The organism is Marinomonas pontica (assembly GCF_036322735.1).
In the GTDB taxonomy this organism is placed as follows: domain Bacteria; phylum Pseudomonadota; class Gammaproteobacteria; order Pseudomonadales; family Marinomonadaceae; genus Marinomonas; species Marinomonas pontica.
Map to the genome: position 1 here is coordinate 2058276 of NZ_AP027271.1, position 26158 is coordinate 2084433.

At 45.0% G+C, this 26158-nt stretch carries 25 protein-coding genes; 9 read left to right on the forward strand and 16 right to left on the reverse strand.

Annotated features, from left to right (window positions below; genetic code table 11):
* Window positions 1–64: 64 nt before the first annotated feature.
* Window positions 65–1087, forward strand: coding sequence for a glycosyltransferase family 2 protein (locus tag AABA11_RS09720; protein WP_338267410.1), 1023 nt, complete (start codon window positions 65–67; stop codon window positions 1085–1087).
* 20 nt (window positions 1088–1107) lie between these two features.
* The gene (locus AABA11_RS09725; protein ID WP_338267413.1) at window positions 1108–2508 is read left to right on the forward strand and encodes an ArnT family glycosyltransferase; all 1401 of its coding nucleotides are present in this window, start codon (window positions 1108–1110) and stop codon (window positions 2506–2508) included.
* A gap of 89 nt (window positions 2509–2597) precedes the next feature.
* On the opposite strand, the gene gbdR is transcribed toward AABA11_RS09725, so the two are convergent.
* Window positions 2598–3713, reverse strand: a complete 1116-nt coding sequence (gbdR, locus tag AABA11_RS09730) for a choline metabolism transcriptional regulator GbdR (RefSeq protein ID WP_420915694.1) — start codon at window positions 3711–3713, stop codon at window positions 2598–2600.
* A gap of 258 nt (window positions 3714–3971) precedes the next feature.
* Window positions 3972–5099: an FAD-binding oxidoreductase gene (locus AABA11_RS09735; RefSeq protein WP_265730189.1), complete on the reverse strand. Its 1128-nt coding sequence runs from the start codon at window positions 5097–5099 to the stop codon at window positions 3972–3974.
* A 277-nt stretch (window positions 5100–5376) separates the two neighbouring features.
* On the opposite strand from AABA11_RS09735, the gene AABA11_RS09740 reads away from it, so the two are divergent.
* Window positions 5377–6651 (forward strand): aromatic ring-hydroxylating oxygenase subunit alpha, encoded by a 1275-nt coding sequence (locus AABA11_RS09740; protein ID WP_338267416.1) that lies wholly within the window; start codon window positions 5377–5379, stop codon window positions 6649–6651.
* 123 nt (window positions 6652–6774) lie between these two features.
* Here AABA11_RS09740 and pssA read toward each other — a convergent pair whose 3' ends face one another.
* Both pssA and AABA11_RS09750 read right to left on the reverse strand, forming a co-directional pair.
* Window positions 6775–8136: a CDP-diacylglycerol--serine O-phosphatidyltransferase gene (gene pssA / locus AABA11_RS09745; protein ID WP_338267419.1), complete on the reverse strand. Its 1362-nt coding sequence runs from the start codon at window positions 8134–8136 to the stop codon at window positions 6775–6777.
* Window positions 8137–8255: 119 nt separating this feature from the next.
* Entirely contained in the window at window positions 8256–9209 is a 954-nt protein-coding gene (locus AABA11_RS09750; protein WP_338267421.1) for a LysR substrate-binding domain-containing protein, read from the reverse strand.
* Window positions 9210–9337: 128 nt separating this feature from the next.
* On the opposite strand from AABA11_RS09750, the gene AABA11_RS09755 reads away from it, so the two are divergent.
* From AABA11_RS09755 to AABA11_RS09765, 3 genes are all read left to right on the forward strand, one after another.
* Complete coding sequence (locus AABA11_RS09755) at window positions 9338–9580, forward strand: DUF1127 domain-containing protein (protein WP_338267424.1); 243 nt, start codon at window positions 9338–9340, stop codon at window positions 9578–9580.
* Window positions 9581–9733: 153 nt separating this feature from the next.
* The gene (locus tag AABA11_RS09760) at window positions 9734–11578 is read left to right on the forward strand and encodes a hypothetical protein (RefSeq protein WP_338267426.1); all 1845 of its coding nucleotides are present in this window, start codon (window positions 9734–9736) and stop codon (window positions 11576–11578) included.
* Between the two features lie 151 nt (window positions 11579–11729).
* A complete protein-coding gene (locus AABA11_RS09765) occupies window positions 11730–12767 on the forward strand; it encodes an IS110 family RNA-guided transposase (protein WP_148832222.1) in 1038 nt (345 codons plus the stop codon).
* Window positions 12768–13331: 564 nt separating this feature from the next.
* On the opposite strand, the gene AABA11_RS09770 is transcribed toward AABA11_RS09765, so the two are convergent.
* From AABA11_RS09770 to AABA11_RS09785, 4 genes are all read right to left on the reverse strand, one after another.
* Entirely contained in the window at window positions 13332–13886 is a 555-nt protein-coding gene (locus AABA11_RS09770; RefSeq protein ID WP_338267428.1) for a TIR domain-containing protein, read from the reverse strand.
* Between the two features lie 56 nt (window positions 13887–13942).
* The gene (locus AABA11_RS09775) at window positions 13943–14779 is read right to left on the reverse strand and encodes a macro domain-containing protein (RefSeq protein ID WP_338267432.1); all 837 of its coding nucleotides are present in this window, start codon (window positions 14777–14779) and stop codon (window positions 13943–13945) included.
* Between the two features lie 163 nt (window positions 14780–14942).
* Window positions 14943–15824, reverse strand: coding sequence for a Kiwa anti-phage protein KwaB-like domain-containing protein (locus AABA11_RS09780; protein WP_338267435.1), 882 nt, complete (start codon window positions 15822–15824; stop codon window positions 14943–14945).
* A gap of 3 nt (window positions 15825–15827) precedes the next feature.
* Window positions 15828–16334: a hypothetical protein gene (locus AABA11_RS09785; RefSeq protein WP_338267437.1), complete on the reverse strand. Its 507-nt coding sequence runs from the start codon at window positions 16332–16334 to the stop codon at window positions 15828–15830.
* A 168-nt stretch (window positions 16335–16502) separates the two neighbouring features.
* Between AABA11_RS09785 and AABA11_RS09790 the strand changes: the two genes are divergently transcribed.
* Window positions 16503–17477 (forward strand): IS5 family transposase, encoded by a 975-nt coding sequence (locus AABA11_RS09790; protein WP_338269637.1) that lies wholly within the window; start codon window positions 16503–16505, stop codon window positions 17475–17477.
* 143 nt (window positions 17478–17620) lie between these two features.
* Here AABA11_RS09790 and AABA11_RS09795 read toward each other — a convergent pair whose 3' ends face one another.
* Window positions 17621–17998: a YkvA family protein gene (locus tag AABA11_RS09795; RefSeq protein ID WP_338267439.1), complete on the reverse strand. Its 378-nt coding sequence runs from the start codon at window positions 17996–17998 to the stop codon at window positions 17621–17623.
* Window positions 17999–18355: 357 nt separating this feature from the next.
* Here AABA11_RS09795 and AABA11_RS09800 point away from each other — a divergent pair, with 357 nt between their 5' ends.
* Both AABA11_RS09800 and AABA11_RS09805 read left to right on the forward strand, forming a co-directional pair.
* The gene (locus AABA11_RS09800) at window positions 18356–18961 is read left to right on the forward strand and encodes a phage integrase N-terminal SAM-like domain-containing protein (protein WP_338267442.1); all 606 of its coding nucleotides are present in this window, start codon (window positions 18356–18358) and stop codon (window positions 18959–18961) included.
* A complete protein-coding gene (locus AABA11_RS09805; protein ID WP_338267444.1) occupies window positions 18919–19230 on the forward strand; it encodes a tyrosine-type recombinase/integrase in 312 nt (103 codons plus the stop codon). Before AABA11_RS09800 ends, AABA11_RS09805 begins: the two co-directional genes overlap by 43 nt.
* Before the next feature lie 108 nt (window positions 19231–19338).
* On the opposite strand, the gene AABA11_RS16690 is transcribed toward AABA11_RS09805, so the two are convergent.
* The 7 genes from AABA11_RS16690 to xdhA form a co-directional block, all read right to left on the reverse strand.
* Window positions 19339–19602, reverse strand: coding sequence for a type II toxin-antitoxin system RelE family toxin (locus tag AABA11_RS16690; RefSeq protein WP_420915695.1), 264 nt, complete (start codon window positions 19600–19602; stop codon window positions 19339–19341).
* Complete coding sequence (locus AABA11_RS09810) at window positions 19589–19822, reverse strand: ribbon-helix-helix domain-containing protein (RefSeq protein WP_072840504.1); 234 nt, start codon at window positions 19820–19822, stop codon at window positions 19589–19591. The genes AABA11_RS16690 and AABA11_RS09810 overlap by 14 nt, the downstream gene beginning before the upstream one ends.
* A gap of 365 nt (window positions 19823–20187) precedes the next feature.
* On the reverse strand, window positions 20188–20487 hold the full coding sequence (locus AABA11_RS09815) for a type II toxin-antitoxin system RelE/ParE family toxin (RefSeq protein WP_338267450.1): 300 nt from the start codon (window positions 20485–20487) through the stop codon (window positions 20188–20190).
* Window positions 20488–20757: a type II toxin-antitoxin system Phd/YefM family antitoxin gene (locus tag AABA11_RS09820; RefSeq protein WP_012070385.1), complete on the reverse strand. Its 270-nt coding sequence runs from the start codon at window positions 20755–20757 to the stop codon at window positions 20488–20490. It abuts the gene before it with no gap.
* A gap of 564 nt (window positions 20758–21321) precedes the next feature.
* Window positions 21322–22188 (reverse strand): xanthine dehydrogenase accessory protein XdhC, encoded by an 867-nt coding sequence (gene xdhC / locus AABA11_RS09825; protein WP_265728072.1) that lies wholly within the window; start codon window positions 22186–22188, stop codon window positions 21322–21324.
* Window positions 22185–24512, reverse strand: coding sequence for a xanthine dehydrogenase molybdopterin binding subunit (gene xdhB, locus AABA11_RS09830; protein WP_338267454.1), 2328 nt, complete (start codon window positions 24510–24512; stop codon window positions 22185–22187). Before xdhB ends, xdhC begins: the two co-directional genes overlap by 4 nt.
* On the reverse strand, window positions 24505–26019 hold the full coding sequence (xdhA, locus tag AABA11_RS09835; RefSeq protein WP_338267456.1) for a xanthine dehydrogenase small subunit: 1515 nt from the start codon (window positions 26017–26019) through the stop codon (window positions 24505–24507). Before xdhA ends, xdhB begins: the two co-directional genes overlap by 8 nt.
* Window positions 26020–26158: the final 139 nt, after the last annotated feature.

A 26158-nucleotide genomic window follows, 5' to 3' on the forward strand; every position in this document is an offset into this window, starting at 1 on the left:
TTTTTGCGACACAGGCCACTTTACGATGCTCAAATGAATTTTCATCGTATCTGGAGGTCAATAAATGAGCGCCATTCCGTATAGACAATATGCACACAGTGAACCTGTAAAAAAGCCAGTAACAAAAGCGCAACCTTTGGTTACGGTGATTATTCCTTTTTTAAACGAAGCCGATGTACTCACCATTTGTCACCAACGCGTTTGTGACGCGCTTGATCAACTTCACCAACACTGTGAAGTCCTGTATATCGATGACGGCAGTCAAGACAACAGCTGGACATTGGTCAGCCAACTAAAACATCCATTGCACCAGATTCGATGCCTTCGCCTCAGCCGAAACTTCGGCAAAGAAGCCGCCATGAGCGCCGGCATGAAATCGGCCTCTGGACGCTGTGTTATTTTATTGGATGCCGATTTGCAAGATCCACCGGAATACATTCCTGCCATGGTTGAAGCGTGGCAAGCAGGCGCCCAAGTGGTTGAAATGCAACGTCGCGAGCGACACGGAGAAAGCTGGATCAAACGCACCACGGCCCATTGTTTCTATCGTTTTATGTCAAAAATAAGCGATCACCCCATCACGGAAAACGTGGGTGACTTTCGTCTTATGGATCAAAAAGTCGTCAACGTCATCAACACCTTGCCAGAACGCACTCGTTTTATGAAAGGGCTACTTGCTTGGCCAGGCTTCACCCGCAAAATATTGACTTTCGATCGTGACCCACGATTAGCGGGCGACACCAAATGGAATTATCCGAAACTCATCCATTTGGCACTGGAAGGCATCACCTCGTTCAGCACTAAGCCATTACGCTGGGCGACCATGGCTGGCCTAACAACATCCGCCATTGCGTTTGTCATGGCACTGGTCATTTTCACGAAAACCATTGTGTGGGGCGACCCAGTAGCAGGCTACCCTTCAACCATGTTAATCATTTTATTTTTGGGTGGCATTCAACTGCTGTCCATTGGCGTTTTGGGAGAATACATCGGCCGTTTGTTTATCGAATCCAAACAACGTCCTTTGTACGTCCTAATGGAAGACGCCACAACTAAACCAACTTTTCATACTGTGGACTCTGAGTAATGCCAAAAATGACGACACTAATGCCTTCAGTTAAATGGGCGCTAACCTTATTGATTAGCTGCCTAGTGCTACGATTTATTTCTTTATCTCTGTATCCGCTTATGGACACAACGGAAGCGCGCTATGGGGAAATGGCTCGCATCATGTTCGAAACCGGCAACTGGATCACGCCCATGTTCGACTATGACATCCCATTCTGGGGAAAACCGCCCATTTTCACTTGGCTAAGCAGCGTGGGATTCAGCCTATTTGGCATAAACGAATTCGCCGCACGCGTTCCACATCTTATTGTCGGTGTCGGTGTGATTTGGCTAACCTATCAACTGGCAAAAGACTACTTTCAGTCCACTCTCAGCGGCCTGTTTACCGCAGCGGTATTGGCGTCTACCGTGTCTTTCATCGTGCTAAGTGGTGCAGTAATGACAGACACCGCACTCACCTTTTCGATCGCGCTCAGCATGATCAGCTTTTGGCAAGCTTGGCGTAACAAAGGCAAACACTGGGGCTACCTGTTTTTCGTCGGCTTGGCACTGGGCATGCTATCCAAAGGCCCCTTGGCGATCGTATTAATCGGCATCAGCTTGACCATATGGCTGATCCCAAATGGTCGCTGGAAGCGACTCTGGGACATATTACCTTGGGGGTATGGAACGCTGGTGTTTCTGGTTATTTCAGTGCCATGGTACGCCATTGCAGAATACAGAACACCGGGTTTTTTAGACTACTTCATTGTCGGCGAACACATCAAACGCTTCATTGTCAGCGGCTGGCAAGGCGACCTGTATGGCACCGCTCACGAACGTACGCGCGGCACCATTTGGGTCTATGCCTTGATTTCAATGCTACCTTGGAGCCCATTACTCATTTGGCAATGGATCCGCTCTATAAAAGAAGACAAGGACATAGAAGAAAGCGCCGATGGATTTGGCAGCTATTTATTGTTTTGGATGCTGTCCCCAATGCTGTTATTCAGCTTTTCAGGCAACATATTGGCCAGCTACGTGATGCCTGCCTTACCAGCGATGGCGCTTTTGGTCGTGCATTTACACACTCAACGTCCGCTCGCGACTTGGCTTTATAAAGCAGGATTTATCACGCCGATCTTACTCATTGCTCTGATCAGTGCCATGCAGTTTGATTGGGTAACCAAACGCTCGGAAGACAAGATACTTGCCGTTTGGAAACAACAGCCAGAAGCCACACAAAGCGACTTGTTTTACCTACACAAACGCCCATTCTCTGGTCAATATTATTCGTCCGGCAAAGCAAAACAGCGCGTTGCGGATGTGAGCACTTGGCTGCCGTTGCAGGAAAAACCCTTTTTTATGGTTCAGTCGGCACAAGACACGACCCAATACGATCAATGGGACTGTGAACAACGAGGAAAAATTGGAAAAGAAGTATTAATCTACTGCCAGTAAGGTTTGCTTAGCAGCCGCTTACATCACACAAAAAAGCCTGACTCTTAACAAAGGGTCAGGCTTTTTTACGTCATAACACGCGGGACACCCTACACGACAACCGACCCATAGCTCGGCTCAGTATGTGATTGACTGAGCGCATCATGAGCATGGGGAATATACACAATGGCGTCACCAGACTCAGCGTTCACAGCAAGATCAGGCACCTCACCCTTCCACGCGGTTTTGCGCTCATCGCGAGGAGATACGCCAATGTGCTTACGATAACAGCGACTAAAATGCGGCGTCGAAATGAAACCACACGCCATCGAAATCTCCACAATGGACATGTTCGATTGCTTCAACAGTTTACGCGCTCGCTCAAGTCGCAAACGCAAATAAAAACGCGACGGAGAACAATCCAAATGACGATGAAACATTCGCTCAATCTGACGACGAGAAACGTCCACAAAGGTCGCCAATTCGTCCAACTCTATCGGCTCTTCCAAATTGTTTTCCATTAACTCAATCACATCCACCAACTTAGGCGTACACACTCCTACGTTGCTAAACTGGCGCATTGGCATGCGCTGCTGATCCGATTCATTACGAATGCGGTCACAGATAAACATATCAGAAATAGCGTTCGATAACTTAGGGCCATGCTGTTTCGTCATCATGTTCAAAAACATGTCCATGGGCGCACTGCCGCCAGACGATGTCATACGGTCTTTATCGATGGAAAACAGTTTGTTGTTGCAGTTCACTTTCGGAAAGGTTTCTTGCAGCGCCGTCAAACATTCCCAATGCACGCTGCATTGATAGCCATTCAACAACCCCGCATAGGCCAGCACATAAGCACCGGTGCAAATACCACCAAGCTGAACCCCTTTACGAGATTGCTTTGTCAGCCAAGACACTTGCTTCGCAGTAAAGGTTCGAGTGATATCGATACCGCCAGCCACGATAATAAGATCAAACTCGGCGCTGTTTTCAATGGACATATCTGGTGCCAAACTCAAGCCATCGCTAGCGGTTACTGATTTTCCGTCCTCAGAAATCAGACTCCAACTGTACAATTCCTCTGCCGATAACTGATTCGCCATACGCAGCGGTTCAATGGAAGAAGCAAGCGCAATCATCGTAAAATGATCGAGCAATAAAAAACCTACTTTTGTTGTGCTTCTTGCATCGAAAGCAAGACCAGAGCCATTCGCCATTACCATATTAGTGTCCTCATATGTGTACTCCCTTAAGCTAGGCAAAATCCAGACCACATTCACTTATGCTAACGAGAAATACTTTTATTATTTTTAAGGAGATACAAAATCCAAGGCATCATATCGTCTATTTACGCATTCAAAGCGGATGAAAAACGACACCGCGTTTTCCCCATTCGTAAAACTTAACACCATGCACTAATATAGAACAAGATTGCTCTTTTATTGAACGCTTATTTAATAAAAAATACATCATAGTGCCGATTAATATTCCACCACCACGTTCGACTTCGGCACAGTACAACATGACAGCACATACCCCGCTTCGACGTCGTCGTCTGTAATCCCACCATTATGATCCATCTGAGTCTCCCCTTCCTTCACCAAGACTTTGCACGTTCCGCAAATACCCATACCGCAGGCCTTAGGAATCATCAGATCCAGTTTAGCCGCCGCCGTATGAAGCGTTTCGCCCGCGGCAATCTGAATGCTCTTACCACTTCCAGTGAACTCAACACGGACTAAATCTTCCTGATTTACGGCATCGGCTTCAGCTTGGGCCACTTCCGCCTGCTCAATAGCGTCTTCCACCACACTTGCCGGTGTCGCACCAAAAGACTCCTCATGGTAGTGGCTCATGTCGAAGCCTCTGGACTCAAGCAGATTCCTCACTGCCCGCATGTACGGTGCAGGGCCACAGCAAAAGATCTCACGCTCCATAAAATCAGGCGAAATCATATCCAGCTTCGCCGCATCCAAGTAGCCACGATACCCCTGCCAAGGCAAGCCATTTTCCATGCGCTCGACAATCAAATACAACCCAAAGTTGTCCAAACGCGCCGCCATGTGGTCTAACTCACGGGTGTAAATCACATCTCGTGGGGAACGCGCACTGTGGATGAACGTCATATCCACATCCGCATTCGTATCAAACCACCAACGCGCCATCGACATCACCGGCGTAATGCCCACGCCACCCGACAACAACAACACTTTTTCAGCAGGGAAATCGATACAGTTAAACTGTCCAACAGGCCCATGAACCGCCAACTCTGAACCCACGGTCATGTTTTCATGCAACCAATTCGACACCTCGCCGCCAGGCACACGCTTCACCGTAATGGAAAAACTGTACGGCACAGAAGGCGAACTCGAAATCGTGTAAGAACGCATCACCTGCTTATTCTCAATCTCCAACTCTAAGGTAACAAACTGCCCCGGCTTGAAGAAAAACATCACTGGCTGCTGAGCCATAAAACAAAACGTTTTGACGTCCCATGTTTCATGAATGACTTTCACACAACGGACATTGTGTCGTCCGTTTACCCAAGTTTGAGTATTTACCGGCGCTAAATAATCAGCATTTACCATAGCAGTCGAAGAGTTGGTCATATTGAAATCTCTTAATTGAAGTAGAGTACCTAAAATGGCATAACACCTTTTCGAGCCATTTTGGGTGCAGTCGGATTAAGCAAATTAACTCTAAACGACAATTAGTTGCTCATAGCGACCAAACCTAGACCAGCCAAGCCATTGCGAGTCGATTTATGTATCACCCAATGTCGTGAATGGTCATTTTCTGAGGAGGCGATTAAGCGACTATAGCTTCGTCGTTCACACACAACGCAAATGCAGCCCATCAATCTTTTTGTCATGAAGGTCCAGAAAGATGAATCAACACGATTTACTGAATGTTCGTCACGCTTCCCTAAACGAAGCAAAAATCACCATGGCCGAGATCCTAGAAAAACGTCCTAGCAATTATTCACTAGACGCTCAGCTTTATAATGACCCACATATGTTCAGAATAGACATGGAAGAAGTCTTCCAAAAAGAATGGCTATTTGTTGGTATGACCAGCGAAATCCCAAAAAAAGGCGACTACTTCACCGTAGAAGTTGGGCAAAACCCAGTATTAATCGTGAGAGATGGCGAAGGTAACGTTCGCGCCTTTCACAACACCTGCCGTCATCGTGGCTCCGTTATTTGCACAGAACACCGAGGCAAAGTCGCCAACCTAGTCTGCCCGTATCACCAATGGACTTATGACTTAAAAGGCAACCTACTGTTTGCGGGCACCGAAATGAACAAAGATTTCGACATGAAGCAACACGGGCTCAAATCCGCATTCTGCAAAACCGGCGGCGGCTTCATCTACATCTGCCTAGGCAAAACCGAACCAGAAGACGGCTTTGACGACTACCTCGCCACGCTGGACGCTTACATGGAACCTTATGACGTTGAGAACACCAAACTCGCCGTAGAATCCACCATGTACGAACGCGCAAACTGGAAGCTGGTACTAGAAAATAACCGTGAATGCTACCACTGCGCCGGCAACCATCCAGAACTGCTGAACACACTATTAGAGTGGGACGACACCGAAGACCCGCGCGCACCGCAAGACTTTCACGACCATTACAACGCCCAAGCAGCAAAATGGGACGAAGAAGGCATTCCTCATAAACACCAAAGCTTCGGCGCCGTACAGCGTAACCGCATCGTGCGCATGCCACTGAAAAAAGGCACCGAAGTGATGACAATGGACGGCACCAAAGCCTGCACCAAAACACTGGGAAGAATACAAAACCGCGAGCTAGGCTCCATGCGTATCCTGCACCTACCAAACTCATGGAACCACATGCAATCTGACCACTTTATCGTGTTTCGCGTATTGCCTATTTCAGCCCAAGAATCCATCGTCACCACCAAATGGTTCGTCCACAAAGACGCCGTAGAAGGCGTTGACTACGACACCGACAACCTACGCAAAGTATGGGACGCCACCAACGAACAAGACAAAGTGCTGGGCGAGCGTAACCAACTTGGCATCAACTCCATTGGCTACCAGCCGGGGCCGTATTCAGAAACCTACGAATTTGGTGTCATCAACTTCCTAGACTGGTACTCCGCTACCGTACAGAAAAACCTAAAGGAGAAATAACACAATCGGCCAACTTTCACGATCTTGAACCACCAAAAAACACAAACCAAAAAAACAAAAAAAGCGAATCCTAGAATTCGCTTTTTTTGTTTTGCTGCCGAGCCGTTACAACGGCAATCACAACTACAGAATACGTTTTAACAATCGATCCGCCCGAGTACGAATGATCTTTTTCAGCAAACGCTGTGTCTTCAATGGATAATCCTGCATCGCCTCGAAATCAGCATAAGACGCCACACGCTGAGTGTGCTGATAAATATTGTCATATTCCGCCGTGAATTTACCCAACAAATGGCCATGAGGATCGTCCACCAACAGACCATTTTCCAAATCCAACGCCCACGCTCTTGGATTCACATTATTCCCCGTCAGCAGCATGGTTCGACGATCCGCCCACAACCCCTTCAAATGAAAACTATTATGGTCGTGTTTCCACAAATGAATAGACAAACCGCCCGATTGAATATGACGCTCATTGACCTGGGCGAACTTCCGCAAATTCATTTCATACAAATACGGCAAACCACCAATGGCTTTAAAAGGCTGATCTGGCGCGATATAAAAATCATTCGCCGTCTTATCACCCACAATAATACTCACCTTAACGCCACGACCAATGGCGCGTTTCAACTCTCTTAGCACCACTTTAGGCAGGTTAAAATACGGCGTGCATAGAACGAATTCGCTCTTCGCCTCAGCCAACATCGACACGATTTTCTGGTTTAGCTCATTACGACGTTTGCCAATCCCCACCATCGGCGTAACCGCCACCTTCGGATCGCCTTCGGATGAATTATCGGCTTGATGCCCTACAGCGCTTTCTACTTTGTAAAACGCCTTACCCAAAGACACACGAAACTGTCGAATCGCCGGTCTCAACTCCTTTGTCGTTGGTAACGCCGTTTGCGACAAATCCTTCACTGCAGGCTGCAAAATCATCCCATCACGAATAAACCCCACCATACTGTCCGCCAACGCCGAATGTTGAATCACATGGTAACGGTCAAAACGGTAACGGTCTTGCTGATGAAGATACACATTATTAAAACTGGCACCGGTGTAGATCACCGAATCATCAACAATGGATCCCTTAAGATGCAACACACCAAACACTTCACGGTTACGCACCGGCACCCCATAAACAGGAATGGCGTGCTCGTATTTCTGCGCAAACTCCTGATACATGCCCGCATTTCCTTTGGACTTCACCGCGCCAATCAAACCGCGTTGCGCACGATGCCAATCCACACAAATCGCAATGTCTAAATCAGGATTACGTTGCTTCGCCTCATACGCCGCGGTCAATATTTCTCGGCCAGCGTCATCCGCTTCAAGATACAAAGCGACAAGGTAAATTCGAGACGTCGCATTACGAATGGCGTCTAATAAATATTCACGAAAACGAACAGCAGATTGCAAAACATGGAAATGGTCAGGCTCAACCGCAAAAGTAGGCGAAGAACCGAATGGAGATCGAATGGGCATAATACAGAAATGCTACCTTATTTTTGACTAACGACAGACTGTAACAAATTCGCCGTGTATTTTCTAAAAAATAATTATATTGCAGGAAAAGTAGACAAAATGTCGATAAAACGTCGCGCCTAGACATGAACCTCCTCCATATCTGGGTGACGCGCTAAATACGTCGTCCAAGACGCATCAATCCCCTTCACCTCGCCTTCGATCCAGTGTTTAAACTTCACCACCTTCTCGTACTTAAAATGCGGCGCAGGCGCAACCAAATAAAAGTCATACTGTGACTTCATATAAATCGGCAACGGACAAATCAACTGACCTTTCTCGATCTGTTCATACACCAAACCATACCGCATCATGGCTATGCCTTGTCGAGACAACAGCGCCTCCACCAAAGACGTAGAATCCGCCACATGCAAATGCGACTTCATTGGCATATCGTACAGGTCTAAAAAACGCTGCAACACAGGCCACACATGCCGAACGTCTGGCCCAGTGTCGGTAATAATCGGAATATTGATCAACTGTTCTTTCATCGGCGCGTCCATATTAATCATCGACGGATGACACACCAGCACCAAATGTTCCTTGAACAACAGCTGCGACGCTAAACCAGCGTATTCACCTCGCCCTAAGCGAATGCACAAATCCAAATCACTGTCCGCAAACGTCGACAATTCAATACTCGGACTCAAACGAAGATTAATCTCCGGCTCTTGCGCTTGAAACCCACCCAAACGCGACACCAACCAACGGCTTGAAAACGACGGCACCGAACTGATCACCAAAGTACTGGGGTTCGGGTCTTCCGTAATGCCTTTCACACCTTCTTCTAATAAACCAAACGCCTTCTCAACGTAGTCAAACAAATACTGCCCTTCCGACGTCAACACCACTTGGCGAGTGTGTCGTTCAAACAACTCAACATTCAATGCCTGTTCCAAGGTTTTAATCTGCTGACTCACCGCCGCCTGCGTCACAAACAACGACTCCGCCGCCTTCTTAAAACTCAACGACTGAGCCGCATAACGAAACGCCTGCAAAGATTTAAGCGGCGGCAAAGCTCGACTGGAAGACATGAAACACACCTTTTATAAGTAAGATTTTCTTAACTATAAAACACTTTTTCTCGTTTGTCGCAGTGCAATGATTAGACGATTATTTACCTACAGAGTCTCAAAAACAGACAAACACAAGGAGCAACACCATGAGAAACGGCACGTCAGAAACACTCAGCAACAACCCATGTCACCAAATAGGCATAAGCCAATGCTGCAAAGCAACATTAGAAAACCTGAAAGAAAAGCCATGGAAAGCGATTATCAAGAAAATCGCCCACAACTGGCGCACGAGAAACCGACTCAGCCGACTGAACGACGCCCAACTGAAAGACCTCGGCCTCACCGCTGCCGACGTGGATCACGAAGTGAGAAAGCCGGTTTGGAAGTGATTTTTTTGGGTGGGAAAGGAATAAGGGCGCTTTGGGGAGTGCCCTTGTAGGAGGGTTAAATCTAAATTCCTTTTAAGTATTATCGCATTTTCAATGATTTATGCATTATTTGATGGTAACTTCGAATTAAAGCCATGGAAAAAGGATTAGAAGGTGAAATTATCAAATATATTATCTGTAGTGAATCAGGTAGAAAAATCGAAATTTATTAATTTCTTAGATCGTGTTTGTAGTGAAGCAATTGTTCATGACAAAGAACTAGCAAAGAGAGTAAATAACTTAGATGGACAAATTAAAAACGCTTCAAGCGGTGAGATTATCCAACTTTTTGAGCTAGTTCTGCCCTATTTCGAAAAAAGTGTTAAAGAGCAACTTGCTATGCTTGGTGCCCAGGCAACATTACTCACAAATATAGTTAGTCGAGATGGAAACTGTATTGCTCGCTTATCATGGATTGAAGCACTGTACATTAAAGAATGGAACGCAATAGACTCACAATCTAAAGAAGTTAAAAGTCTAATTCTTGAGTCATTGAATGCTGAAGAGTTTAATGCTTCAAAGCGACTTGAAACATATTACTCATGCGTCAAAGAAGCTTATACTAATGATGAAAAAAACAATCGTGAATCAAGAATTACCGATGATGAAAGAAGTATTTTAAATGTTTTGGCGAACAAATTAGACATTACAGCAGAGCATAGATCAGCTGTAGAACACTTAGTTGATGCTATCCCCCAAACCGGAGTACAGGACTGCCTTAACACTTTAAGAGAAGTTGGACTTGTCTTTGTAAGTCGAAAAAATCTCACAGTTTATGTAGCCGATGAAATAGTTTCAATGCTGAATAGGATGCAAGGTAAAGAATTAGCTGATAAGCATTTGTTACGTATTTTACGTACACTCAGTGATTCTGAGTTATCTAACATTTTAAAAACACATGGAAAGCGCATCCGTGGTAAAGAAAGAACGGAGAAAGTAGCTGAAATCATAAAGATGGGACTGCACACTTCCAAAATATTACAGCAAGATATTTTTAACCCTGACACCAATATTAATGACAGAAAAGAGCGCTTAAAAACTCTTATCTCAGACCTAGACCTTGGGCTAGAAAAAATAGGTACAACATTAGATGAGAGAACAGATTTAATAAAATCATCATTAAACTCCTCAGCAGATAATGAATTCAATGCACTAAGTGCAACAGGTTTCAAAGAACTATTCTCTACGTTGAAAACTCACTTCCCAAAATTAACATCTTTATTACACAAAGATTTTGAAATTGAGGAAAATGAAGAGCTAGACGTTGATAAGCTAAGAGCATTAAGCATTACACCACATGACATTCTCTATATGCTCTCTAATGAAGATATTAAATTAGTACGTGACAGTATGGGGGTTAGCAAACGAGGAAATCCACGTTTGATCATTCTTGAAAGCTTTGCTGATGCTACTGACAAATTAATAGAAAATTATGCTTTGTTAGCGAAAAGAGATCTAACTGGGTTAAAAAGTGAAGGCATAGAAATTGCGGAAACTGATATCGGAATCAAATTCGAAGAAGTTACAAAAGCAATATTTGAACAACTTGGTCTTGATGTGGACGAGGACTTGAGACGCTCAATAAACACCTCAAAAGATAAGGCAGATATCATTCTTTCATTGAGTGAAGATGACATCATAATTGGTGAAGCTAAAACCTGTAAGAACGGCGACTTTGCGAAATACTCAACAACCTCACGCCAGGTAAAAGCATATGTAAATCGATGCGAGTCTTCAGGAAAACGTGTTGCGCAAGTCTTAATCATCGCTCCATCATTTTCTACCGATTTCGTCGAATCTGCCGAAATGGATACAGAGATTAATATTTCCTTATTAGAAGCTGCTGGCCTTAAGCAGATATTAGATGCATTTAAATCAAGAAGAAATCCGAATTTTTCAGCTAAATTATTCACTAAAGGAGGGTTGTTAAAAGCAGATCTAATAGCTAAGAATGTTTAAGATCGGTATTACGACATTAGGGTCAGATAAAAACAATTTTTTATTTTTCATCTAATGGAATGGTCCACCCCGCCCCATATCGGCTTCAAATGAGCCATGATGAAGTGAGTTGTGTGAACAATGTCATTCATCAAAAGAAACGGAGCGAACCATGAACGAGCATAGCAAAAAAGGCCAGGTATGTACTCTCGGAGTTGATTTGAGCAAAACCAGCTTTCAATTGCACGGCGTAGATAACCATGGGAAGGTGGTTTTCAGAAAAAAGCTCAGCCGTAGCAAGCTGTTACCCTGCATCGCTAATCTTCCACCTTGTGTCATTGGCATTGAAGCCTGTGGCGGTGCGCATTATTGGTGCCGTCAATTTACGGCCTTGGGGCATTCGGTTCGTATTATTGCCCCTCAATTTGTTAAACCCTATGTCAAATCAAACAAGAATGATGCCGCAGATGCAGAGGCAATTTGTGAAGCGATCCAGCGCCCGAGTATGCGCTTTGTGCCTACGAAAAGTATTGAGCAACAGGACATCCAGAGCATTCACCGTGTGCGTAGCCAAGCGGTTGCCCGAAGAACGGCGCAAGCCAATCAGATCAGGGGGCTACTGATAGAATACGGCATTATCATTCCCAAGGGGATTTCTTATGTTCGAAAACACATCCCCCTTATTCTCGAAGAGAGAGACAATGGATTAAGTGATGTATTTCGGGCCTTGCTCAGCACGCTCTACGATGAGATGGTTCATTTAGATGATCGGATTGAGGCACTTGAGTTACAACTGGCAACCATCGCCAAAAACCATGACGATTGCCAACGTTTGCTCACCATTCCGGGCGTCGGCCTGTTGAGCGCCACCGCACTGATCGCGGCGATTAGTGATGTGACCGTGTTCAAAAACGGCCGTGAGCTGGCCGCTTGGCTTGGGCTGGTGCCTAGACAACATTCCACCGGAGGAAAACCCACCTTGCTCGGCATCAGTAAGCGAGGGGATACCTATCTAAGAACCTTGATGATCCATGGTGGCAGGACGGTTGTCAGGGTGGCCGACAAACATGATGATCGCCGTAATCGTTGGGTGAAGGAGCTTGATAACCGCCGTGGTAAGAATATTTCAGCCGTTGCGGTCGCCAATAAAAATGCGCGTATTGCTTGGGCGGTCTTGAGTAAAAAGGAATCTTATCAGGCAGCAGCCTGATCCCGACCGAGTTGGTCATGAGATGCAAAGAAAAGTTAAACAGAAAAGCGGTTAACAAGGTAGATCAGCAACGAGTTGCGTGGATAAAGTACAAGTGATGGCATAAAAGGTAAGACCTGCGTTCCTAAAACCTGCTAGGGTCTAGGGCTCATAGAGGCCGATCATCTGATGAGGTAGGAGCGAGCGAATTCCATCAGGGCCAGAGGTTACAAAAACCTCAGTTAAAGGCCGGATATATGGAAGCAATATCTTTCTGTCATACCAGTAACTTTATCTTGCATCGCGGGATGGACCATATATGACCCTAAATCCCTCACAATGAGTGCAAGGAAATGCATGGTGCTGATTTTTTTCACGCCCTAACGTAATCTTGAGAAGGTGCTTAGTCTTACATGTTGAGCATATGATGGAATGCGTAATTACCATTTAAAGTATCCTCAATATGATCGAAACAATTAGGAGTTAACGCTGCCATAATTTGCAGTTTTGGAGTGGAGACTTTTGTGCTATTTTTAAGCACAAAAGGCGTAACGGAAAAACTGTCAAATTGATGGCCTTGTTAGGCTATACCAGTCCCCATTCTTGATGAGCTTCGCGAGTGTAGTAACCATACCCATTTGTAGGATAATTTTTGTTGGTTATATCGAATTGACTCAAGGCATCTAAAACGGGTGCTTTTCTAAAAGGTATATGAATAGCTCTTGCTGAGCCGTTCTCGATTCTGGTTTTTAGTGCCGGAGGCCAATAATCGGATAATTCATCCGGAGCCATTATTGAATCGTAATCAGGGTATGCCAGTATTAATGGCAACTCACAATTGTCGACAGCATAGGCAATCTCGAATGGAACCCAATCTGTATCATTTTTTGTGGTTTTTGTGAGTATCAATAGAAATTGCTTAGAATTTCTAAGCCTTGTAATCAAGCTTCTTTTCAGAGTTTCTTTTTTTGACGAGTCTCGTACTGACGAAGTTTTTTCATGGCTATTACATAGGCTAAATTCAATATGCTTGCTAGCATCCCACATCTTCATTGTATTGTAATACTTTATATCTGACTTAGTTGGGTCTGTGGTTCCGCCTGCGTGAAAGGCCACATATGTTCCGTTACGATATGCCATTTTTAGCTCCAAATAATACGCTTAATCTATTCTTACAATGCTGCTACTATCTAAACTTAAATACCGTTTCTAGCCGACTTTATGTCCAGAAGATTAATTTTATCAATCTTGTCCTTGTGGATAATAATGGTAAGTCTGGCTGGGTATTTAAAACGCATTTCGCTAATCCTAAAGGTCCAGAGCATGATTTTAAGTAGGTCTTCATCACTTATATTTTTATGCCCTTGAATTCGTGTTATGCCTGATCCGAATATAGGTGTTGACACATTTTTTTGTGCATAAACTCTATTCACCCGATCCCAGAAGTTAATCAGAAACTCTAAATACTCTGGCATTGTAATTAATGCTTTGTTTGAATCATCAAACTTAGTAAAGGCTGTCAGCAGATAATCTTTGTAAATACAAATAGAACCAATTTGGTGCCGAAGTTTCTTGCCTTGCTTTCTGTTCTCATTAGCGCCCAAAATTTCATCTTTATCAAAATCATAAGCAGCAATATGTTCGTCCAGATCTGAAACTGCAATATCGAGATGCTCTTTAATAAATACTCCATTCAGCGAGCCTTCTGAAATTATTATATTATCTACCTGAGTATCGAAGTACTCATTGAAAGCAATAACCTTAAAATCAGGCTCTTGAAAAATGTCACCCACCTTTATAGTCACATCGCTTCCTTCGATAGTGACATTGATATTTGTAAGTTTATTTGACCAAACCCATATCCCAAAATAGATAAGCAACAAGCTTATTAAGAAAATCCCTCCATATACTTCCTTACACTCTTTTGGTATATCAACGAAAATTACAATCAATGATAAAGCAGTGCTTATGAAAGCGGTGACCTTGAGAAAGGTCTCAATTACTCTTCGATCAAAAAAGCTAACCTTAGTCATTAATGTATGCCCTTATCATTTCTATACATCTACATGTTCGGATTGTAGTCACAGGCTTGAGCCCTAACGCCTCAAACACCGGCTTGGTGAAGTTGGCGGCAATTTTGGAACAAAATTGATGACAGCTTTACCAAGTCCGCGTGCTTTGACTTGTTAGCCGATTTTAGTTTCCAAGCACTCTTTTAGAGTTGGTAATAAAGTTTGTTTTTGATAGTGGAGACTTGTAATAGTCTTCATCAAGGAAACGCAATAACTTCTTGAGGTCAGACTTATTGTCTGGAATTTTGATCAATTCATCACCGTTTTCGGTAACGGTAATAAAAGGAATGCTAAATTCTGTAGCAACAGCTTTCATTTCATTAATTGGTACATTTTGAAGAATACCACTTTGCTGAATGAGTGATATCTTTCGCCTAACCCATGAGTCTGACATTTCCAAGAGTTGATTATTATCTACGGATTTTATTAAATCCATATTTGAAAGCTCAATTACATCATCGTCGGTTGCTTCTTTGTAATATTCACTTAAATCAAAAACCTGTCTGGCATTATGGAAGCTAAAAAATTTTAGTTTACCTTCTTCTAGCGTAGCGGTTAGCTTATGGTCGATGGTGAGGCCAATACCCTCTATTTTTTTATATACATTAGCTGAGTGAAAAATTGATAACCCATTCGTAGATATGATTTTTCTTCTGTCGAAGTTTTGAAGTAGTACTTTAACTCCACCAGTTGCCAGTATATAACCAGAAAATAACGCCTTTATATCATGAAAAAAATCTTCACTTGGATCAACTAAATCCAAGCTAGTAGGGTTTCTTATGGCGCTTTCAAGATTATCAATGTCGTCATAGTTCTCAATACAAAGAACTTCACCTGCATCGGGCTTATATTTTCCATCAAAGACAATTTCATCTTGCTGAAGGTCAAACGAGGATTCTTGGTCTTTTAGGTATGCCGTGAGGTCAGCTTGCACATCATTGGAAAGGCTAAATTTAACAATTCTTTTGGCTGGATCACTGGTTAATGCAAAAAGGCTAAGCGCCATGTTCTACTCCATTAGCATGCTGTTTGATATTTGTTTTACTACGGTTATGTTTTTAGGGCTTCTAATTTCTCTTCTGGTTATCAACGTATATACCATGCCGCTTTCTGATTCGATTTTATAGAATCTAAATTTTGCGAGGTACAAAACTGGGTGAGATGGAATATTAGAAACAACCCAAGCCACTAAAAAAATCACACCCACTGTTAATAACATCAAGCCGAAGTCAATCTCTGCTATTTTCATTATTATTGGCGATGCATAACTTCCCAGAAAGACCAACAGATAATAATCGGCAGATTCAACTTTTTTGGCCGTGAAGTTAAGGGATTCTGTCTGACCCTTAACCCAAGATAATATCAAAAACGGAAGAGTTATCCCGATAAGAGAAATTACTATTAGCTGATACAGAAGTGCATCAACCATACCTGAATAGTACCTTACGCCAGCTAGTACAAGCAGCGTTGGTGAAAAAGCCGATACGAAGAGTATTGTTTTTAACCAGTTTCTCAAATTTATTCCTCATACGGCTAACGCTTCACATCAGTCGACCGGAAACCGCGTAGCGGTTTTTGGGTCGGTTGGATGTGATTGTTATGTGCTTTTCTCTCCAGGGAACATGCGATTAAGTCGGTAACATGAGATAATCTCGCCGACTTAAGACAACTACGACGCCTACCGATCATGAACCAGCTTTCCTTCGCCGACACCGAATTTACCAGCAAACGCCGCAAGACTCGCAAAGAACTCTTTCTTGGTCGAATGGATGAATTGATTCCTTGGCAGCAGCTTGAAGCCCAAATTGAACCCTTCTATCCAAAAGCAGGTAATGGACGTCGCCCATATCCTTTGTCTACCATGTTGCGCATTCACTTTATGCAGAACTGGTACAACATGGGAGACCCTGCAATGGAAGACGCTCTTTATGAGATTACCTCTATGCGGCTTTTTGCTGGGTTATCCTTAGAAGGTGCGATACCTGATCACACAACTATTATGAATTTCAGGCACTTACTGGAAAAGCATAAGCTTGGACGAAAACTATTTAAAGAAGTCCATAAATGGCTATCAGACTCAGGTATTTACTTCAAAGAAGGCACCATCGTTGACGCGACTATTATTGAAGCCGCTAGCTCGACCAAAAATAAAGCCAAATCACGTGATCCAGAAATGCACCAAACTAAGAAGGGAAACCAATGGTTCTTCGGATTAAAAGCACATATTGGAGTCGATGCTAAACGTGGCTTGGTGCATAGTTTCACCACCACTTCTGCCAATGAACACGACCTAAACCAAATCACTGAGCTCATGCATGGCGATGAGACGTTTGTCTCTGCTGACTCGGGCTACCGTGGCGTGGAAAAACGTGAGGAAACAAAAGATAAGACGTTGGAGTGGTTGATTGCGGAGATGCCAAGCAAGGTTCGGGAATGGAAAAAGCATCCCCGTATTAATAAAATCCCCATCAATACTGAGTACATAAAAGCGAGCATCAGAGCAAAAGTAGAGCACCCGTTTCGGATACTGAAGTGCCAGTTTGGCTTCCGCAAAGTGGTCTATAAAGGTCTATCAAAAAATGACAACAAGCTCGCGGTGTTGTTTGCACTGGGAAACATACTGCGAGTGGATCAGATGATAAGGTCTGCACGGGGTTAATCCGTCTTGATGGTGGTAGTTGGAGCTTTTAAGCCTCCAACTAGGGAATAAGACACACTAAAAACCGAGGTTTTTAGTAAATTAAAGAGCGAATCAGGCCAGCTGCGACTTAGTGCTAATAATCTGACTTAATCGCACGTTCCTTACAAGGGCCATGCCCACAGTAAAAAACCACCTATTACTAGTAACCAAATGCATATAATTATAATCCCTGCTCGCCAATTCTTTGGTAAAGATAAAGATTCTTTTTCAGCTGTGATTTGACATTCAAGCCAGACAGCATTGGGAATAATCTGGATAGCAAGCCAGATGCCTATTGGCAAAATGAGCAAATCGTCTAAATAGCCAATAACTGGAATAAAATCCGGGATTAAGTCTATTGGGCTTAAGGCATAAGCAACCACGAACCATATAATTATTTTCGCTGTCCAAGGTACTCGTGAATCTTTCGAGGCAAGATAGAGGGCATATGTATTCTTCTTTAATTCTCTTGCCCACTTCTTCCATGCACTTTGCTTCATTCATGCCCCATTGTCATTTCAGCACATAACATTTTAATAGTGCGCATGCGCATCTACACTGTTTTTGATTTCCATATAAATCCCTATAAAAAACTGATTCTATGGCACTTTTTAACCTTTCCCACAGGCTGATTAATTGGAAATCCGAGCGTGCGGGTTTACACATTTATTCACAGCCTGTTATTTCGTCTGCCAATATTCTTATCCATTGATACTAAAGGTCTTTCTGGATTGCTGCCAGTACAAACAGGCAAAGTTATGATTATTTTTTAGACAAACCGTGCCAATAATTGGTAATCACAAAAATAAACTGTATATTTGTACAGTTATAGGTCAATTATCCACAAGGAGTGTGTGATGTCTTCTAGCCCTTTTCTCAATTTTATTCGTCAAGAGCTGCGCCTACGCGGTTATAGCTTAAAAACAGAGAAATCTTACCTTTATTGGATTAAATACTTTATTCGTTTCCATAAGCTACAACACCCACAAAACATGGGCGCGGAAGAGGTAAGAGCGTTTTTATCGTTTCTGGCAGTAGAACAAAATGTCGCCATTAATACACAAAAATCGGCCTTGAATGCCCTGGCCTTTTTGTACAATAAGTTACTGGAACAACCATTGGGAGATTTAGGCTTTCAGCATGCTAAGCAAGGCCGACGCTTGCCCATTGTTTTGGCTCCAAATGAAACTCAAAAAATCCTAAACTGTTTGAATGAACGGGATCATTTGATTTTTTCGTTGCTGTATGGCTCGGGTCTTAGGATTAGCGAGTGTTTGCGTATTCGCATTCAAGACATTAATTTGGATCAAGGCAGTTTGGCTGTTCGGTGCAGCAAAATGATAACGCTAACGGATATGGTCCATCTTTACCCTTTGCGTTGTCTAGAAAGTACCCAAACGCCTTTCGTCAATTCAGTTGGATGTTTTTATTTCCTTCTACATCCATCAGCCCACACCCTTTAACAGGTGAATTATGCAGGCATCATTTACATGATTCTGTGCCTCGCAAAGCATTGAAAAGAGCGGTTAATGACACGGGGATTAACGAAAAAAGAGTAAATTGCCATACTTTTCGGCACTCCTTTGCGACCCATTTATTAATGGCAGGACGAGACATAAGAACCGTTCAAGAATTATTAGGCCATAACGATGTGTCGACCACACAAATTTATACTCATGTTATAGGTCAGCATTTTGCAGGAACAAATAGCCCGCTCGACCAAATCTTGTAAAGCATAAGAGAATAATTACGTTGTCGGACTAAAACCGCGATCTACAAAAATTGTTAAATCAATAACTTATAAGGTTAATGTGGAGTAAGGCGAACGCCAAGAGCAAACCTAATTGTTTTTATATACAGAAGATCTGTGTGCAACTTTAATCACGTTTATGATCAATACGTCATCTCTTATCTGATAGATGATCCGATATAAACCTTGCCTTACACGATAATTATCTAAACCCGATAGCTTGATGCAGCCTTCTGCTCTTGGGTTATCAGCTAGACTTTCAATTTTTTGAAGTATTTTGGGGACGTCTTTTTTAGGGATATTCTTAAAATCTTTGCTGACCGACTTTTTGAAAGTAATCTTATATTTTGCCATTCGCTTTCAGCTCGTTTAGAAAAACTTCATAAGTCACTTCTGGTTCATTCACTCGTTCTGACATGGCAGCGAGGTCTTCTTGATCTTCTCTCATAAGCAAACGGACCGCTTCATCAATTAGTTCTGAAATAGAAACATCTGATGATGCCGCTCGCATTTTTAGCGCTTGATGGATAGCAGGCTCAAAGTAAACGGTTGAACGTTTTGATAAATTACTCATGTTACACCTCGACGACTTTTGGAGTTTTAACATTGTAGCGCTATAGCGTTAAAACACCAAAGTAATAACCCCTCCCTAACCCTCCCCTTGGAAGACATAAGGGGAGGGAATCATTACGTTGATGCGGAGCAAGGCGAACCAAGAGCGAGGTCAAACGATAGTGTCGAGCGGTGGTGTTTGGTTTGCTCGCGTCTCCAGCGGAGGTCAGGGTCAAAGCTCCGAAGAGCCAAAGTAACAACCCCTCCCTCACCCTCCCCTTGGAAGACATAAGGGGAGGGAATCATTACGTTGATGCGGTGCAAGGCGAACACCAAGAGCGAGGTCAAACGGCAATGTTGGATATTAACGTCCGAGGGGGTGTTTGTTTATGTCTCATTATCTGTTAATTCAAGTTGTCTCTCACTTCGCCAGACGCGTATGAGTACAATCTCTTTGGCTTGTCTGAGGTAGACAACCCGAAATGGCGCGTGAATCAGTTCGCGAATGTGATCCATGTTGAATTCAGGAACAACTCGACCTGCATCAGGGTGAGTTGGAAGCATGCCGCAATGTTTCAATATAGCAGCGACGAAGTCATCACCGATATGCGGCACATCTTGTTCTCGGTAATACTCCTGAATAGCCTGTAAATCTTCAACTGCAGACTGTGCGATGCGCAATTCCATTTACTTAATTCCCAAGGTTTTCTTGGCGTCCTCCAAGGAGACAGTGTTACCTTCGCGGGCATCCATTAGTCCCTGCGCCACCGCTTTTACAAACCGCAATTCCTCTGCGGTTTTCTCATAATCTTCGAGCCCCTGAACAACCGCTACGCCGCGGCCGCGACTGGTAAGCAGAATTGGGCGATGCGTTTCCTGCGTTCGACCAACTACCTTTCCGGGATTGATCTTCAGGTCTGACAGAGGAATAACATCCTCGGAAAATTTAATCTGCATAGTGACTTCCTAGCGTGCAATCGAGTGCTATTAATAGCACCCGTTAACAGGTGCGGTCAAGGAGCATAATGCTCGTGGAAGTCAGGAACAAAGCTCCGAAGAGCCAAAGTAATAACCCCTCCCTCGCCCTCCCCTTGGAAGACATAAGGGGAGGGAATCATTACGTTGTCGGGCTAAAGCCGCGACCTACAGAAAATAGGTAAATCCATAATTTATAGGGTTGATGCGGTGCAAGACAAACGCCAAGAGCGAGGTCAAACGACAGTGTCGAGCGGTGGGGTTTGGTTTGCTCGCGTCTCAAGCGGAGGTCAGGGTCAAAGCTCCGAAGAGCCAAAGTAATAACCCCTCCCTCACCCTCCCCTTGGAAGACATAAGGGGAGGGAATAATTACGTTGATGCGGAGCAAGACGAACGCCAAGAGCGAGGTCAAACGATAGTGTCGAGCTGTGGTGTTTGCTTTGCTCGCGTCTCCAACGGAAGTCAGGGTCAATGGATCCCCGCCTTCGCGGGGATGACGGCGGTAGTCGCCTAGGACTGTTTGCTTTGCTTCTGCTACCAAACAACCTAGATGTGAGCCTTCTCTTCACTTAAAGCATTGTTGATTTCTTTCCAAGTCAGTCCACTGCCTTTTTTCGTTTCTGTTTTGGTTTGGGTGATTTGGATGATTTGCCCTGCGATGGAGATGGCGATTTCGAAGGGTTTCTTGCCTGCGATTTCGTTTAGCCCCACTGGGCAGTGAACCGAGTCGATTTCCGCTTGGCTGAAGGAAGCGCTGACGAGGCGTTTTTTGAAGCGCAGGGCTTTGGTTTTCGAGCCGATTAAGCCGATGAATCGGCAGTCTTTGCGATCCAATAACGCTTCCACTAGCTGATAGTCCAAGGCGTGGTCGTGGGTCATGACTAAGGCGATTTCGTTATGGCTCATGTGGTCGATGTGTTCCAACATGGATTCATACAAAAACGGCGTGACGTTGCTCGGTAGGCCTTGGATGTTGTGGTCTTGAGCTAGGTTCTCGCGGCTGTCTACCCATGAGATTTTCGCCTGCATGTTGCCCAATACATTCACCAAAGTGGTCGCCACGTGTCCCATTCCAAAGATAGTGATCTTTGTGGCGGGTTCTGGGAAGTACTCTAGCAACACGCTAACCGTACCGCCGCAGCATTGGTTGGTTTTGGCGGCGAGGGGAAAGTTTTCCAATACGTGTGAAGGCGACGCCGCATCTTGCAGCATGACACGGGCTTTCTGGCAGACCGCGTATTCCAGCTGTCCGCCGCCGATGGTGTCGAAGCTGTGTTCCTCGGTAATAATCATCTTGCTGGATGATTCCCGCGGAGCAGAACCTTGGGTGCCGATCACGGTGGCGATCACCCAAGCTTGCCCTGCCTTTTCCACTTCCTGTAACGCCTGAACCCAGCTCATAGAAGACATCATAGGCTGGTTTCCTTAGCCGCTTGCATGGCATAAAACACCGCCTCTGGTGTGGCTGGCACGGCCAATGGTGGCGAGATTTTATGATCGGCCACGGCAGCGCAGGCGTCTTTTAACGCACACCAAACGGAAATGCCCAGCATGAGCGGCGGTTCGCCTACGGCTTTAGAACGATAGACGGATTCTTCACTGTTAGGTCGATCAAACAGCTTAACGTTGAATTTCTCTGGAATGTCCGCCGAGGTGGGGATTTTGTAATTCGCCGGGCTGTTGGTGGTGATGCGCCCTTTGTCATCCCAGCTTAGCTCTTCTGACGTGAGCCAGCCCATGCCTTGTACAAACGCACCTTCAATCTGTCCGATGTCGATGTCAGCATTAATCGAATCGCCCACGTCGTGGAGGATATCCACCTGAGTGACTTTGTACTCACCAGTGAAGGTATCCACGATCACTTCGGACACGGCCGCCCCATTGGCAAAGTACAAGAAAGGTCGGCCTTTGGCGGCTTTGCGGTCGTAGCCGATTTTCGGGGTTTTATAAAACCCTGTCGACGACAAAGACACGCGGTTCATGTAGGCCAGTTTGATGAATTCAGGAAAGCTCATGGTCTCACTGCCTAGGATCACTTGATCGTCTTCAATAGCAAAGGCATCGGCGGCGATGCCGAAGTGTTCCATAGCGAATTCTTGCAAGCGGCTTTTGATCGTCATGGCCGCATCCAACGCCGCCATGCCGTTCAAATCCGTTCCTGCGGAAGCGGCGGTGGGTGATGCATTTGGCACTTTGTCAGTACGAGTAGAACCAACGTTGACACGTTGGTAATCGATACCAAAAGCCTTGGCGACAATTTGCGCTACCTTGGTATAAAGCCCCTGCCCCATTTCCGTTCCGCCGTGACTCACATGAACGCTGCCGTCCGTGTAGATGTGCAGCAAAGCACCGCCTTGGTTTAAGTGTTTTGAGGTAAAGGAAATACCGAATTTTACAGGCGTGAGCGCGAGACCTTTTTTCAGGAAAGGGTTTTTCTTGTTGAAGGCCTTTATTGCTTCACGGCGAGCGCGATAATCTGAGCTGGTTTCCAATTCTTCGATCAAGCTCAGCAAGACATCGTCTTCGATTTTTTGACCGTAGGGTGTGGTGTTCTTCTCACCTTGGTAGCAGTTCAACTTACGAATATCTAAAGCATCTTTACCGACCGCACAGGCGATTTCCTCAATGACGTTTTCAGCTAAGATCACGCCTTTTGGCCCACCAAAACCTCGAAACGCGGTATTGGATACTGTGTGGGTTTTCCCACGATAGCCACTGATACGAGCATTCGGTAAGAAGTAAGCGTTGTCCGCATGAAACATGGCGCGGTCAACAACGCCGTCGGACAAATCGGCGGTACAGCCACATTTGCCCACCATGTCGTATTCCGCGGCGATAATTTCACCCTCATTGGAAAAGCCTACTTCGTAACTGTTCCAGAAGTCATGGCGTTTGCCGGTTTGTACCATGTCGTCTTGGCGCGGCATGCGATATTTCACCGGACAACGGTTGCGCACGGCGAGTACCGCCGCCATACAGCCCAACACCGCGGCTTGGGATTCTTTACCGCCAAAGCCACCGCCCATGCGTCGTACTTCAACAAGCACTTGTGCCACAGGTAAACCCAGCACACGCGCCACCAGCTTTTGCACTTCAGCAGGATGCTGGGAAGACGCAAATACTTGCACGCCACCGTCTTCATTTGGGGTGGCCACACTGATCTGCCCTTCCAAATAAAAATGCTCTTGGCCTTTGATGTACATGTCCGATTTAAGCTTATTCGGCACGCTTTCCAGCGCGCCTTTGGCATCGCCACAGCTAATAGTGTGCGTCGGTAAAACGAACTCTTGGCGCTCTAAGGATTGGCGAGGATGCAAGGTTGCTTCTCGCGGTTTGTACTCTATTTCCGCCAAGGCAACGGCTTGTTTCGCCGCACGTAAGCTAGTCGCCGCGACCGCAAAAATGGCTTGCCCAATGAAGTGAACAAAATCGCCCGCCAAGAGTAAATCACCGCTCAATACAGGCGATACATCCACTTCACCGGGAATATCGGCCTGTACAATCACGTCCACAACACCAGGATAAGCGCGAACTTTGTCCAAATTGATCGACACAATATCCGCATGGGCTTCGGTCGATAATCCCGTTGCCACATGCAATTCATTTGGCCATTCTGGCATGTCGTCAATATAAACCGCTTGGCCTGTTACGTGCTTAATCGCCGATTCATGAACAGGCAGAAGCCCCTTTTTAAAGGCTTTTGTGTCGAGAGTAAAATCTTGTGGAAGTTTACGCATGAGTGCTGCCCTCCAAACCGGTCGATAAAATGGAATCGCTGACAGCGTGACCAGAGAAAGTCACCACGTCGGTGCCGTTTAGTTCCAACCATGCTTTGCGAATCAGGTTGCAGGCCATATCCAAACGGTATTTCGCACTGGCTCGCATGTCGCTCATGGGCGTTAATTCACTGCGTAATGCGTCGATGGCTTGGTTTAAGGCTTGCTCGTCGTTAATGGCTCTGCAAGTCAGCGCTGCTTCGGCATTTAATCCGCGAATCGGTGTGGCTGCCATGCCGCCAAATGCAAAGCGTACATCGCTTAACGTGCCGTTATCGACTTCAAATCGAACCGCTAGCATGACGCTGGAAATGTCGTCTTCCATGCGTTTTGATACTTTATAAAAGCGATGAAATTGCGCCAGCTTGTCGAGAGACAATTCGAAGGATGCGATCATCTCATCAGCGGCTAATTGGGTTTGTTTGTAACCTTGGTAAAAGTCCGCGATGTTCACGGCTCTGGTGCTGCCGTCGTGTTTCAATAATTGAATATCGGCATCAAACGCCAGTAATAAAGGTGGTAAATCGGCAATTGGGGATGCGTTCGCTACGTTGCCACCGATCGTTCCACGGTTACGGATTTGTCTGGATGCGATGCGACTTAACAAGGCATTCACCTGCGGATAAAGTGTCTTACTAAAATCTTCCAACTCGCTGTAAGTTACCGACGAACCGATGGTCAACGACGTTTCACCAATGTGTAGATGTTTAAGCTCAGTCACACGAGACACATCGATCAAGGTGTCAAAGTCACGATAACGCTGAGTGTTTTCTAGCATCAAATCGGTTCCACCGGCTATCAGACTCGCCTCAGGGTAAGAGGTCAGCGCGTGAGCGAGTTGCTCTAAATCGATGGGTTGTAAATAGTTGCTGCTGTTATGACTATCAAACTGAATGTTTTCCAGCTGTGTTTTGATGCTGTCGTTCTTACTCATCAGCTCGACATAAGGTGTTTGTTTTGATTCTTGCACCTTGATCATGTGCTCTTTAGTCATGGACAAGCCCGCCTCAATGATCGGGCGGTAGCCAGTACAACGACATAAGTTGCCAGAAATTGCATCGCACACCGCTTCGCGGTCGATTGCTTGCTCGCTGCTCTGTTTGTTTTCATAAAGCCCAGCCAAAGACAGTACAAAGCCCGGAGTGCAAAAACCACACTGGGAACCATGTGATGCCACCATGGCTTGTTGAGCAGGATGCAATTCTCCCGATTTAGACAAATACTCCACCGAGACAATGTGCTTGCCCGCCAAAGATTGCATTGGCGTGATACACGAATTGAGTGTCGAATACGTCAGCTCACCGTCTTCCAATGCACCAACAAGAAGCGTACACGCACCGCAATCGCCAGATGCGCAACCTTCTTTTGTCCCTGTTAATCCACGCTTTTCTCTTAGGTAACGCAAAGCAGTAAAGTCGCTAGGGAGCGTGTTTTCGTCGATGAGCTCATCGTTCAGTATACATTTCAAAGCGCTCTCCTTATTTATTCGGCTTTTATGTTGGTTTATGTCTTTAGGATAGTAGCGTAAATGCAAAAACCTGACCAATCGTACAAAGTTTTATTAAAAACCAATCACGTTACCTTAACAATACTTTTTCGTTGTGGAT